Below are 13321 nucleotides of genomic sequence, written 5' to 3' on the forward strand. Positions count from 1 at the left end.
GAATAAAAAATGAGTAAATATAAAGCTTTTGTCATAATGCCTTTTGGCTCAGATTTTAATGATGTATACAAGCTAGGAATAAAAGCAACTGCAAAAGAATGTGATGTTGATGCAAAACGTCTGGATGATGATTTCTTTGATACAAATATGGTCGAGGAAAGTTTATAAAAAGATTAACGATGCAGACTTTATCATAGCAGATATGACAGGACGAAATCCTAATGTATTTTATGAAGTAGGATACGCAGATGCAAAAAATAAACTTGTATTATTATTAACAAAAAATGTAAAGGATATACCATTTGATTTTAAGCAACGTTTACACAATGAATTGAAGCAATTCGTCAAAAGAAGTAAAATATTATGGCGGCTTGGCTTTTTGCTTTTGCCGCTAATTTTATTTTTTTGGAAAGTTTTAATAAAATGTGTGATTCTGTTTTGCCTTCCGATTTGAAAGGTTTTCATATTCATTGTGTCGGAATAAAAGGAACTGGGGTTGCTGCTCTTGTCGAAATTCTTCATGCCCATGGGGCTGTGATTACCGGAAGCGATGTCTCTGAGCGTTTTTACACTGACGAAATTCTTGACAAGCTAAAGATTAAGGCTCTGCCTTTTAGCTCGCAAAATATTACGGACAGCGTTCAGCTTGTAATTTACTCTTCTGCATATAATCCGGAAACCAATCCTGACCTTGCAGAAGCCGTAAAACGCGGAATTCCTGTTTTGCTTTATACTCAGGCTCTTGGAGCGTTTTCTAAGAATGCTTATTCGTGCGGAGTTTGCGGAGTTCACGGAAAAACCACAACGACAGGCCTTTGCGGCTCTATTTTTAAGGAGCTTGGCTTTCCGGGCGCAGTCCTTGCAGGAAGCATAATTTCTTCTTTTGGAGGCTGCACTTATACAAGCCCGGTTTCTGCCGAATCCTCTCCTCTAAAAAAGTCTTTTTTTATTGCTGAGACCTGCGAGTATCAAAGGCACTTTATGTCTTTTTGTCCGCAGAAAATTATTCTTACTTCTGTCGAAAGCGATCATCAGGATTATTATCCGACTTTTAAAGACATACAGCGCGCTTTTGTCGATTATATCTGTCTTTTGCCTCGGGGCGGACAGCTGATTTTTTGCGCTGATGACAGCGGCGCTTTGGAGACTGCAAGAATCGCGTTTGAAAAACGTCCAGACATAAAAATGGTTTCTTACGGCGAGAATGCTGATGGCGCCTACCGATTAAAATTTGGCCGTGTAGAAGGCGGAAAGCAATATTTTGAAGTGGCTTGCCTCGGAGAATGTGCAATCTGCGTTCCTGGAAAGCACAATGTCCGCAATTCTGCCGCCGCCGTCGCGTTGAACTGCGAGCTTCTAAAAACCTACGGAAAAGACTTGTCTTCCTACAAAGAAAAAATCAAAGAAGGCCTTTTAAGTTTTAAGGGCGGAAGAAGACGGAGCGAAATTGTAGGACGCGCAAAAACTCCTCTTGGGCAGGAAGTTATCTTTATTGACGACTACGGGCATCACCCGACAGCAATCAGGACAACGCTCGAAGGGTTCCGCAATTTTTATAAGGGGCACAAGATTATCGTTGACTTTATGAGCCACACATACACAAGAACAGCGGCCTTGCTCGAGGATTTTGCTTCCAGCTTTGCGAGCGCTGACAAGGTTATTATCAATAAAATTTATGCGAGCGCCCGCGAGAACGCTTCCTGCGCAAAGGTCAGCGGCGAAATTCTTTCTGAGCATGCAAAAAAATATCATAAGGACGTAACTTACTGCGGCGAATTTGATGAGGCCGCAGAAACCGCATTTAAAATGCTTTCCGAGCCTTCCGGGAGCGGTTATCCTGACGGATATATTTTTGTAACAATGGGCGCCGGGAACAACTGGCAGGTTGGAACTAAAGTTCTAAAAATGCTTGAGACAAAAAACTGACAATTTTTTTAGTCTATTGCGATTACAGCAAAGATTTGATATTAAATATGGAGATAAAAATTTATGAACAGCATGACAGGATATGGCTTTAAAGAAACCATAGTCGAAAATACCCAGATCAGCGTTGAAATAAAATCCGTGAACAACCGTTTTTTGGATTTGAATGTGAATATTCCTTCGTTCTTGAATCCCCTTGAAGCAAAAATCCGCAAAATCGTTTCTTCTAAAATCGTGCGCGGAAAAATCGACCTTGCAATCCGCGTAAAGGATATGAATTCTACTGCAAAGGTAAATCCTGACCCTGCCGCGGCTTTAATGTATCGCGATGCAATCGCAAAAGTAAGCGAGGCTCTTGGCTATCCGGCCGCTTCAATTCCTCTTTCTCTGATTGTGGCCCAGGACGGGGTTTTAAATATAACCCATGAATATGACGCCGAGTCTTACTGGTCAAAAATCGAGCCTGTTTTTAACGAAGTTTTTGAACAGTTTGTTTCTGACCGTGAACGCGAGGGCGAAAACCTCAAAGCTGATCTTCTAAAAAAACTTGACATTCTTGACAGCTGCGCTTCTTTCTTTAAGGAATGGCAGCCAAAGATGGAACAGAAATTCAGGGAGCAGATTACAACCCGCTTTAACGAGCTTTTGGGCGACAGCGCAGACCAGAACCGGATTATGACAGAAGTCGCCTCAATGATGATAAAATACACGATTAACGAGGAAATCATTCGTCTGCACAGCCATCTTTCTGCAATGCGCAATGAATTCTTGCAAAACCCGGTTCCTGGAAAACGCATTGACTTTATCTGCCAGGAAGCAAACCGCGAAATAAACACAATCGGCTCAAAAAATCAGTTTACGGAAGTAGGCGAGATGGTCATAAATGCAAAAGATGCCCTTGAAAATATCCGTGAACAGAGCAAAAATGTGGAATAATTTTTGCTTTGCCTGAAAAATCCCAAATAAAAAACTGGAGAAAAAAATGAAATTAAAAAAAGAACTTCGTGTTGCAATCAGCGGAAAATCTGGCTGCGGGAATACAACGGTTTCTACTCTTTTGAGCCAGAAGCTTGGAATTAAGATGATCAATTATACTTTCCGCCAGCTTGCCGCAGAAAAAGGGCTTACTCTTGCCCAGGTAATAGAAAATGCAAAGAATGATGATTCTTATGACAAATATGTGGACACCCATCAGGTTGAGCTTGCAGAAAAAGAAAGCTGCGTTCTTGGAAGCCGCCTTGCAATCTGGATGCTGAAAATTGCAGATTTTAAAGTTTATCTTTATGCAAGCGATGAAACCAGGGCTGGGCGCGTTTTTAACCGTGAAGGCGGCGATCTTGCGGAAATCGCCCGTTTTACGGCAATGCGCGACAGCGAGGACAGCCGGCGCTATAAAAAGCTCTATGAAATTGACAACAATAAATACGACTTTGCCGACTTGATAATAGACACTGCAAATTATTCTCCAGAGCAGATTGTGGATTTAATTCTAAATGAGCTGGAAAAACGCGGTTTTATCGAAAAATAAAATAGCTGTAAACTGCAAAATATCTTTAAAAGCGCAAAAAAAAGGCTGCCTTAGAAAAATTTTCCAAGGCAGCTTTTTTTATAAAAATATAAAGCTAGTATTTTGACTCAGCGTAGCCAATCCAGCCTTCATTTTCAATCAGGGCCTTTTCAAAGCCTTCAAGCTTAAAAGGATAGCTTTTTGAAAGAGAGCCGGCAATAAGCTTTACTTTCCATGTGCCGTCATCTTTTGGCTCGATTTTACATTCACATTCTTTGTCGGCGAATGTGCGGAACATATCGTCAATTTCGCGTTTTGGCATTTCCAAAGCAAGAAGACCGCAGTTATACATATTCTGTCTGAAAATTCTTGCAAAATTCGGAGCGATTACTGCATAGATTCCGTTTACTTCGAGGGCCCAAGGCGCATGTTCTCGGCTTGAACCGCAGCCAAAGTTTTCACGGGTAATGATTACTTTTTTTCCTGGAACATCGCGTTTCGCGTCGAATCCATCGAGTTTAAGGTCTTCAAGACAGTATGGCTTTAAAGCCTGTTTTGAAATTTCAGTCAAATATTTTGCAGGAATGATTTCGTCAGTGTTAATGTCTGAACGATCCAAAAAAAGTACCGGTCCGCCGAATGCTTTCATAATTTTCTCCCATTTTGGCAGAGAACGAAAATTATTCTCTGCCTTTTATTTTATCCTTTGTAATTTTCTGAATTTGTAATTGTTCCTGTAATTGCTGTTGCAGCGGCAGAAGCAGGGCTCATAAGGTGAACCATTCCGCCTTTTCCCATGCGTCCGTTAAAGTTGCGGTTTGTTGTAGAAGCGCAAACTTCGCCTTCAGCAAGCACTCCGTTCGACATGCCAAGACAAGCGCCGCAGGTAGGGTTTGTTACACAGAATCCTGCTTCAAGGAAGATGTCAATCAAGCCTTCTGCTACAGCCATTTTGTAAATTTTTGGAGTCGCAGGAGAAACGATTCCGCGCACTCCGTCCGCGAGGTGATGACCTTTTAAAACTCCTGCCGCAATGCGAAGGTCAGAGATTCGTCCGTTTGTGCAAGAACCAATGTATACCTGATCAACACGTGTGCCTTTCATTTCTGAAATATTTTTAATCTGATCCGGCTTGTAGTTGATTGTGCATACTGGCTCAAGATTAGAAAGATCTTCTGTGATTACTTTTTCGTAAACAGCGTCCTCGTCATCGCGCCATTTTGCATAGTCGGCAATCGCGTCTTCTTTAGTTTTATATTCGTCTTTGATGAATTCCCAAAGGTATTCAACAGTTTTTTCATCTGGGAAGCAGATTCCGCTTGTGCCGCCGGCTTCTACAGCCATATTGCAGAGAGTCATGCGCTCTTCCATTCCCATGTTGTCTACGATTGGACCGGTAAATTCAACTACACAGTTTGTTGCGCCGTTTACGCCGATTTTTCCAATCAAATGAAGAATTACGTCTTTTGCGTAAACTCCTTCTTTGAGTTTTCCGTTAAGCACAAATTTGATTGTTTTTGGTTCTTTGAACGAGCATACACCCTTCAAAATTCCAACTTCAAGATCTGTCGTTCCAACTCCGGCTGCAAAAGCGCCGAACGCTCCGTGAGTACAAGTGTGGCTGTCGCCCATGATTACTGTAAAGCCTGGACGTACAAAGCCTTTTTCTGGGAAAATTGCGTGGCAAACACCGTTGGCGCCAATGTCAAAAAAGTCTTTTATATTGTTACGGCGAGCCCAATCTCTTAATATTTTTCCTTGAGTTGCAGTTTTGCTGTCTTTTGCAGGAGTTACGTGGTCGATTACGGCCTTGATTTTTGCAGGATCAAAAACCTTGTCCTTGCCGCGTTCTACCAAATCATTTATTGCGATTGGAGTTGTAATTTCGTGACAGAATACACGGTCAAGTTTTAAAACATAAGTTCCTTCAAACGGAGTATCTACCAAATGCGATTCAAAAATCTTCTGAGCAATAGTCTTTCCCATCTTTAGTACCTCTAAAATTCTTTAGTATTTTTAAATAATTTACCGTTTTTGCAAGGAAAATACAATACAGGAATTCTAATTAACAACGTTTATGCTTTTTCCGGCGGAAAAGGCCTTTAAATTTTCAAGAGCAATCTTAAAAAGGCGCTGTCTTGCTTCTAGCGGCGCCCAGGCAATATGCGGAGTCAAAACGCAATTTTTTGCCTTGTAGAGGGGGCAGTCGCTTTTCATTGGTTCTGTTCCGATTACATCTGCTGCATAGCCGGCTATCTGGCCTTTATCGAGGGCCTGTCTTAAATCGCTTTCGTTTACAAGACCGCCGCGGGCTGTATTTATTATGATGGCGGTCTTTTTCATCTTGGAAATAGTATTTTTGTTGATCAGCTGCGATGTTTCCGCAGTCATCGGCGCATGAAGGGTGATAAAATCGCTCTGTTCAAAAAGCTCATCTAAAGAAACCGCCTTTTCGTTTCCTTTAAAAGAATTTGGCGAATGAACGTGAATAATTACATTCATTCCAAAGGCATGAGCAATTTCTGCAACTTTTTGTCCAATCGAGCCGAAGCCAAAAATTCCCAGTGTTTTGCCTTTGAGTTCTGTCAATGGGCTTTTCCAATAACAAAAATCCGGGCTTTTTATCCAATCGCCGTTTTGAACGGATTGTGAATGCTGTTCAACCTGGTTTGTAAAATTTAAAATCAAGGCAAATGTGTGCTGTGCGACAGAGTCTGTAGAATATGCAGGAATATTTGTTACTGTAATTCCAGCCTCTCTTGCGGCTTTTGTGTCTACAACATTATATCCAGTCGCCATAACTCCAATGTATTTTAGGTTTGGGCACTGTTCAATTATCTGTTTAGTGATGTTTACTTTGTTTAAAAAAATAGCATCGGAATCTCCGATTCTTTCAACAACAAGTTCTGGCGGGGTACGGTCGTAAACCGTCAATTCTGCAATATCCTTAAAAATATCCCAATCCAAATCACCTGGATTTGCCGCATAACCGTCTAAAACCGTAACTTTAAGCATGACACTTCCTTAAAAAATAATTTTAATTGAGTACTTCAACACCTGTAGAAGAAATAGCGCTGTTTATTGCATCTTCGGCAGAACCTTCAAAATCAACTAGAACTTGAGATTTTTCTGCATTTGCAACACAGTTTGTTACACCTGCAACAGCTTTTACGGCAGCTTCTACTTTTGCACAGGTATCGGCATCGAACATTCCAACAACATATATTTTTTTCTGCATAAGAAAATTTCTCCTGCGGGACTAATAAAAATCACGGTATCTAAAAATTCTTCTATCATTATATCAATAATTGGAAGTTATTCAAATAACTTTTTTTTTATATCAACAATTATTCAAAAAATAGAAATATCTTCTTAAAAAAATAGTTTTTTAATCTTCTCCGTTTCCGTATTTTTTGCTTCCTGAAAGTTTTTTTCCTTCTACGATTTTGTCAGAAAGTGTTTTTCCAAGTTGACCGCAGGCTCCTCCGATTTCCCGTCCGCGTCTTGTGCGCAGTGTTACGTTTAGACCTGCTTTTTCAAGTTTTTCGACAAATCGATGACATTCATTGTTTGAAGGTTCGGTAAATGGCAATGTTTCGACGGGATTCCATGGAATAAGGTTTATGTTTACATCTATTCCTTTTGCAAAATTTATCATATTTTCTGCTGATTCTGCGCTTGTGTTCGTGTCATGGAGAAGCGCGGCTTCTAAAGTTACGCGTTTTCCTGTTTTTTTTGCATAGTAATCTATTGCTTTTCGGAGCTCTTCAAGAGGATTTGCCTTTGTAATCGGCATTATTTGTTCACGGAGAAGCGGATCTGCCGTTGTGAGCGAGACTGCGAGCCTGATTAAAGGTCCGTTGTCTGCTAAATCGTAAATTCCTTTTATTACTCCAGATGTTGAGAGTGTAATTCTTCTTCCAGAAAGGTTTCTGCCGCGTTTATCTGTTAAGACGGAAATTGCTTTTCGGACTGCCGGAAGATTCATCATTGGCTCTCCCATTCCCATAAAGACAATATTGTCGAGCGGACCTGCATATTTTTCAAGGTACAAAAACTGCTCGACGATTTCTGAGGCTGTCAAGCTTCTTGCAAGTCCAAGGTGTCCTGTCTGGCAGAAAGCGCAGTTCATTGCACAGCCGACCTGACAGCTTACACAGGCGGTTTTTCGTTTTTCTTTATCGGTAAGCAAGACTGTTTCGACCGCAAGCCCGTCGTTCAAAGTAATCTGAAGTTTTATAGTTCCATCTGGATCTTTTAAAACTTTAGAAACCTCGCTGCATCTGAGGACTGCTTTTTGAGAAAGTGAATTGCGAAGTTCCTGGCTTAAATTCGTCATTGCGTCAAAACTGTCGGCGCCTTTTCCAATCCACTCAAAAATCTGTTTTCCGCGGAAAGCCGGAGTAATATTTAACTGTTCTGAAATTTCTTCAGGCAAAAGACCTGAAACTGCTATTTTTTCGTTCATTCTACCTAGAAAAATAATGTTTTTTTTTACTAATTTAAAGGCTTTCCTTCAATTATTTTGCTTAACATCTCAGAAATTACAGCGTTTTTGGTTCCAGTTTTTTGAAAAGTCCTTAAAACCTCGACAGCTTTATTTTTGTCATTTATTTTTAAATAACAGTCGGCGAGGTCTATGTAAAGACGGTAATTTTTTGGATCGTTTTTGATTAAATTGTTCAGCCTTTCAATTGCTTTGTCAAAATTTCCTTCACCCTTGCAGATTAGGGCAAGTCCGAGCGCTGCGTAAATGTCAAAGTCTATTTCCATTGCGCGGTTATAGTATTCTTCCGCCTTTTTATAATCGCCTGTATTTCTGTAAGCGTCTCCTGCACGTGTAAGAATTACTTTATTTGCAGGATCATTTTTTAGAATTCTGTTCCAATATTCAACTGAACGGTACTGCTGGTTCATTCCGCGGTAGCAGTCTGCAAGGCCAAAAAGAACATAGAAATTGTCCGGATCCATTTCCAGCGCGCGCTCAAAATATTTAATTCCTTTGTCGAATGTTTTTAGTTTTCTGTGGCAGTTTCCGATTGAAGTAAGTACCCGGATATCAACGGCATCTGCGTTTATTTCTAGCATTTTTGTCCAATAGTAAAGCGCGTCTTTGTATTCCTTAAAATCGTAATAAAGATGTCCGATTCCAATCAGGGCGTAGGCGTTTTTGTCTTCCATATCTAGAACTTTAAGATACATTTCTTTTGATTTTTTAAAGTCTCGGATTTTTCTATAGGCATCGGCAACTCTTGTAAGGACTGTAATGTTTCTGTCATCGTGTAAGAGATACTGCTCCCAAATTTCAATTGCCTTGTGATACTTGTTCAAAGCCTTATAGCAGTCTGCAAGGCCAAAAAGAGCGTAGTTGTTTCCAGGGTGAACAGAAAGACATTTTGAATAAAAATCGACTGCATTTTTAAAGTGATTTTGCTTTCTTTCACAATCGCCAAGTCCGACAAGAGCGTAATTATTGTTGTCTTCAATCTGCAAAATTGAATTGAACGCATCAATTGCATCTTTAATCCTGTCTTCTTTTAAAAGCTGGTAGCCTTTTTTTGAAATTTCTGCAATTTTTTCTGCGTCTTTTTGTTCTGGTTGATTTGCAATTATGGTTTCATTTTTTACATCGGACATTTTGTGCTCTCCTAGTGCGATTCTATTTTTATAATTCATCGTTTTTCGCGTTTTTTATTCTTTAACAAGAAGCGAGATTATTTTTGCGATTTTTTCGTAAAGGACTTCGCATTTTCTTTTGTTTTTTGCCAAAATATAAAATTTCAAGGCCTTGAGCGACTGGTTCTTTTTGCTCAATAAATCTCCAACTCTGGTAAGTCCGTCGGAATAGCCGGTTGTTATAAATATTCTTGCGGCTTCCTGAATTTTACCATTGTTAAAAAGCTCGTTGCCCTTGCGGTTCAATATGACTTTCTGTTCGGAAGACAGTGAAACTAATGGAGAATCTGTAACTTTTATAAAACCATCAGATGGCCGGTTTGACTCAACTGCCGTGAGAAAAGCATTTTTTTGAAGTGACATTCACTTTTTTACCTTTATATTTTAACTTAAATAAATTCTACCACGAAAAAAATCAAAGTCAAGGAAATTATTTTTTCTGTTATTGCTGAACTTCTGGACTTATATTTTCTTCTTTTTTATAAAAATTGACGAGTGAGCGTCCGTAAACGCGCTTGTCTTTTAGGACGAGGTTTCCGATTTTCTCTGGAAGAGGATCTTCTTCGGGGTAGTGGATTAAAACGGTTCCGTTTGGATTTAAAAGTGAATATTTATCTACTGATTTTATTAAATCTTTTCTGAATTTGTATGGAAAAGGCGGGTCAAAAAATATGAAGTCGAATTTATCGTGGCAGCGCTTTAAAAAAAGTTCTACTGCCATAAAGTGGCAGCCGATTTTTACTCCGCATTCTTTTTCTGTTACGGAAACATTGTCTAAAACCGTCTTTATTTTGATTTTGTCTTTTTCGCAAAGCTGAACTTCGGTTGCTCCTCGGCTTGCCGCTTCGATTGCGATAGTTCCCGAACCGCTGAACAAATCTAGCCAGCTTTTTCCGGTTAAATCGCCAATAACGGCAAAAACAGATTCTCTCATTCTGTCCATTGCCGGGCGGATTATTCCGTCTGGACACTTTATTATTCTTCCTTTTAATTTGCCGCCGGTAATTCTCATTGTTTGCTCCAAAATTGTTTTAAATAATTTTTTTAGAAATTTTCCAAACTCCAGAAAATGGAATCGCGCTTTAATTTTTTGTTTTTCTTTGCAAAATCAAAGGCTGTCATTCCCGAATCTGTCTTGTAGCTGATTTTTGCTCCGTTTGACAAGAGCCATTGAATTATTTTTGTATCTTTGCAGAATTCTGCCGCGTACATAAGCGGAGTTTTTCCGTCATAAAAAGAATTTACTGGAAGTCCATATTCAAAAAAGGCATCCAGTATTTGAGAAGGAGATTCCTCTGTTACTGCGGTTATAAAAGATGAACGAACTTCGCTGTCAGAAATCTCATAGCCCGAAAGCAGCTGCGAAACGATTTTTGAATTTTTTGAAAAACTAGATGCCAGTTTTAACGAACTTACACCGTAATTGTTTTTTGCCTTTATGTCGGCTCCATTTTTTATAAGTTTCTCTACAACCTTGTCGTTTTCAGAAAATCTTGAGGCAAACATTAGCGCAGTCCAGCCGTCATTGTCCTTTGCATTTATATTTGCTTTTGAAAAAATCAAATCTTCTGTAAGATTTAAATCTCCTTGTTTGGCGGCATTCATAAGTTTTGTCCGTCCTTCGCTGTCCTTTTCGTCCGGATTTTCTATAAAAGTTCTTAAAATAGATGGACTGCTTTTTTGCGGAACTTCATTGCCGTCGTTTTCCAGCGCATAATCGAAAAGGTTAGTTTTTTCGTATGGAGAGATTTCAATTTTTCTTTCAAACTCCGGCATTTTTTCTGTAGAAGTTGTTTCATCTTCTTTTTGCGGCGCAGAAGTTAAAGTTTCATCTTCGTTTCCGTTCTGCATAATAGAATTCAATGCTACGTCTTCTGCACTGTCATTTTTCTCATTTTTTTTATTTTCCGCGTTTTCTTCCGGCGCAGGCAGTTTTGGATTTTCTGTTTTTTCTTCTATTTTTGCTTCTTCTTTTTTATTTTCCAAAACAGTTTCTTCTGTTTTTATATTTTGGGGAATTTGTGTTTCTTCCTGTTCTTTTTGAACTTCTTCCAAAATCTGTTCATTTTCTTCTGATTTTTCAGTTTTTTCTTTTATAAATTTCCGCAAAACTTCAATCATATCGTTCGGCGAAGAATTTTCTTGTACATAGTCGAAAGCATTTTTTCCGTTTTTGTCGGTTTTTAGAATTTTTTTTCGTCTGGAAAAATTAAAAAGTGAATTGTCCTTTATAAGTCTTTCTAAAACTTCTGGAGAAGATGAATATTTTGCCGCATACATTATAGAATTTCGTTTTTCCGCATCTTTTTGCATTGGATCTGCTCCGTATTTTAGCAGAATATTGATGACAGAAAGACTGCGGTCTTCTTTTAATGCGCTCATTAAAAGGCTTTCTTTTTCTTTTCCGCGTTTTATATTTGCGTAATCCGGATTTTTTTTGAGCGCAGTTTTTATTTCTTTTTCAGTTCCTGTCTCGACAGTCTCAAAAAGTTTGTCTCTTTTTCCGCTTGCCTGAACTGATAGAACTGAAAAAGCCAATAAAATGAAGAAGATAAAATTTTTCTTAAAAGCAAAATTCATTTTTTCTAATTTTTAATCTGTGAAAGATCTTTCGTATTAAGCAAAACCGGAATGTTTGAACTTGATGTTGCAAGAATTCCGTTCTGTGTTATTGTAAGCGGAGTTGCAGGCTTTACATTTACCTGTGATTTTAAAAGATTCTCCGCGTTTTCGTTGAATTTTCCTGTTACAAAGTTTTTTCCGTCTTGAATTATACAATAGAAATTTGAGCCATCGCTTACAAGAACTGAATTTTCAGCAATAGTTTCATTGCTTTCTTTTACGATTTCCATATTTTCCTTGTCAAGAACAACAAGTTTTACGGCTCCGTTTCCGAGAGAAGTTCCTGCAATTGCAATGTATCCGGCCTGTGTTTCAAAAATTGTCCGGCTTCTGATTACAGTTACTGGAGATTCTTTTATTACAGTTCCTGTTTCTGCATTAAGTTTTACGAGGGTTGAAAGAATTCCGAGCTCGTCAACTGATTTTAGGCCGTAAACGCCAGCCGCATTTTGATTTTTTGTCTGTTCCCGGACAATAGTCTGCTGGTCTTGCGCGATAGAAGTGCGTTCTGTCTGTGCTTCTGTGCGTTTTGTGTCTGCGGCGGCCTGAGCCTGGGCTGCTTCGTCTTTCGCTTCTTGAGCTTTTTCTGACTGTTCCTGAGCTTTCTGTTCCTGCTGAACTGCTTCTTCCTGTTTTTGTTCTGCTTCCTGACGCTTTTCTTCGGCTTCTTTCTGAGCCTGCTTGTCTTCCGGATTTTCTTCTGCCTTTTTCTGAGCCTGTTCTGCTTCTTTTTGCGCGTTCTGGGCTTCAGTTTTTGCAGTTTCTGCTTTTTTCTGTTCTTCTTTTAATTTTGCAGATTCTTCAACTGCTTTTTTTTGGGCATCGTTTGCCTTTTCCTGGGCGTTGTCTGCCTCTCGTTCCTTAATGTTTACCATCTGTTTTCTGGAGTCGACTCCCTTGTCTTCGTCTTCCTGCATAGACTGAACGACTTTTTTGTCCGAAATTACTGAGGTGTCAACTGTGCTCAAGCCGCCATTTACGTCTGCAAGAGGAATTACAATCTGGGTTTTTCCCGGCCAGTCGCGGTAGTTGAGGGCAATGCCTGCTTTTTCTGCCGTCAGATTGTCTGTAACGATTTTTTTGTATTTTAAATTGAAATAATCAGTGTTTCCGCGGTAAACTGCGTTGTAAACAGTTACGAATGTTGCGACTGTCTGCGCGTCGTCGGAAGAATATCCATAGGCTTTTGAAAGATATGCTGAAATAATTCTTCTTATATTTTTGATGTGGTCAATTGTAGAAGAGCTTCCGATTACAAAAATATCCGCATCAAATTTGCCTTTTTCCTCTGAATTGACAGCATGAATAATTTGGTAACGCAGCGAAGAGCCAGCATTTTTTGGAGTTTCGGGATTGTCTGCAATAATTTTTCCAAGGTCAGTTCCGATTCCTGCAATTTCTGCCGCAGAATTTATGACAGAATGAGGTCCGTTGTAGTTTTCAAAAACAACTGGCTGTGTAGAAACTGTTTCAAGTTCTTTTTCATCAACTTCCAATGAAAAAGAGTTTGCGCAAAATACAAGAGCCAAAGCGACTGTAAAAATTCCCCTGGATAATTTCATAAAATTCCTCCAAATTCAGTTATGAAGACGC

Annotated in this window: 14 protein-coding genes; 4 read left to right on the forward strand and 10 right to left on the reverse strand. The window is 39.3% G+C overall.

The features are described from left to right. The first annotated feature begins 9 nt into the window (after window positions 1-9). The 4 genes from B4N75_RS01070 (at window position 10) to cmk (ending at window position 3451) form a co-directional block, all read left to right on the forward strand. The gene (locus B4N75_RS01070; RefSeq protein WP_296668325.1) at window positions 10-168 is read left to right on the forward strand and encodes a hypothetical protein; all 159 of its coding nucleotides are present in this window, start codon (window positions 10-12) and stop codon (window positions 166-168) included. A gap of 255 nt (window positions 169-423) precedes the next feature. Then, window positions 424-1926, forward strand: coding sequence for a UDP-N-acetylmuramate--L-alanine ligase (gene murC, locus B4N75_RS01075; RefSeq protein ID WP_296668324.1), 1503 nt, complete (start codon window positions 424-426; stop codon window positions 1924-1926). 63 nt (window positions 1927-1989) lie between these two features. Further along, the gene (locus B4N75_RS01080; RefSeq protein WP_296668322.1) at window positions 1990-2859 is read left to right on the forward strand and encodes a YicC/YloC family endoribonuclease; all 870 of its coding nucleotides are present in this window, start codon (window positions 1990-1992) and stop codon (window positions 2857-2859) included. Window positions 2860-2905: 46 nt separating this feature from the next. After that, on the forward strand, window positions 2906-3451 hold the full coding sequence (cmk, locus tag B4N75_RS01085; RefSeq protein WP_296023593.1) for a (d)CMP kinase: 546 nt from the start codon (window positions 2906-2908) through the stop codon (window positions 3449-3451). Window positions 3452-3545: 94 nt separating this feature from the next. Here cmk and B4N75_RS01090 read toward each other — a convergent pair whose 3' ends face one another. The 10 genes from B4N75_RS01090 to B4N75_RS01135 form a co-directional block, all read right to left on the reverse strand. Then, complete coding sequence (locus B4N75_RS01090; protein WP_078929994.1) at window positions 3546-4079, reverse strand: 3-isopropylmalate dehydratase small subunit; 534 nt, start codon at window positions 4077-4079, stop codon at window positions 3546-3548. A gap of 50 nt (window positions 4080-4129) precedes the next feature. Continuing rightward, window positions 4130-5416 carry a 3-isopropylmalate dehydratase large subunit gene (locus B4N75_RS01095; RefSeq protein ID WP_296668320.1) on the reverse strand — a complete coding sequence of 429 codons (1287 nt, stop codon included), beginning with the start codon at window positions 5414-5416 and terminating at the stop codon, window positions 4130-4132. Between the two features lie 75 nt (window positions 5417-5491). Further along, window positions 5492-6445, reverse strand: a complete 954-nt coding sequence (locus tag B4N75_RS01100) for a D-2-hydroxyacid dehydrogenase (RefSeq protein WP_296668318.1) — start codon at window positions 6443-6445, stop codon at window positions 5492-5494. A gap of 22 nt (window positions 6446-6467) precedes the next feature. Continuing rightward, window positions 6468-6668, reverse strand: coding sequence for a cation transporter (locus B4N75_RS01105; protein WP_296023604.1), 201 nt, complete (start codon window positions 6666-6668; stop codon window positions 6468-6470). A gap of 150 nt (window positions 6669-6818) precedes the next feature. Further along, window positions 6819-7898 carry a 23S rRNA (adenine(2503)-C(2))-methyltransferase RlmN gene (rlmN, locus tag B4N75_RS01110; protein ID WP_296668315.1) on the reverse strand — a complete coding sequence of 360 codons (1080 nt, stop codon included), beginning with the start codon at window positions 7896-7898 and terminating at the stop codon, window positions 6819-6821. Window positions 7899-7927: 29 nt separating this feature from the next. Next, window positions 7928-9067: a tetratricopeptide repeat protein gene (locus B4N75_RS01115; RefSeq protein ID WP_296668313.1), complete on the reverse strand. Its 1140-nt coding sequence runs from the start codon at window positions 9065-9067 to the stop codon at window positions 7928-7930. Window positions 9068-9121: 54 nt separating this feature from the next. Then, entirely contained in the window at window positions 9122-9469 is a 348-nt protein-coding gene (locus B4N75_RS01120; RefSeq protein ID WP_296668311.1) for a hypothetical protein, read from the reverse strand. A gap of 79 nt (window positions 9470-9548) precedes the next feature. Further along, window positions 9549-10118 (reverse strand): 16S rRNA (guanine(966)-N(2))-methyltransferase RsmD, encoded by a 570-nt coding sequence (gene rsmD, locus B4N75_RS01125; protein ID WP_296668309.1) that lies wholly within the window; start codon window positions 10116-10118, stop codon window positions 9549-9551. A 32-nt stretch (window positions 10119-10150) separates the two neighbouring features. After that, on the reverse strand, window positions 10151-11686 hold the full coding sequence (locus tag B4N75_RS01130) for an ankyrin repeat domain-containing protein (protein WP_296706363.1): 1536 nt from the start codon (window positions 11684-11686) through the stop codon (window positions 10151-10153). 5 nt (window positions 11687-11691) lie between these two features. Next, a complete protein-coding gene (locus B4N75_RS01135; RefSeq protein ID WP_296668306.1) occupies window positions 11692-13290 on the reverse strand; it encodes a P83/100 family protein in 1599 nt (532 codons plus the stop codon). Between the last annotated feature and the right edge of the window lie 31 nt (window positions 13291-13321).

Source organism: Treponema sp. UBA7570 (assembly GCA_002477955.1).
In the GTDB taxonomy this organism is placed as follows: Bacteria; Spirochaetota; Spirochaetia; order Treponematales; family Treponemataceae; genus Treponema_D.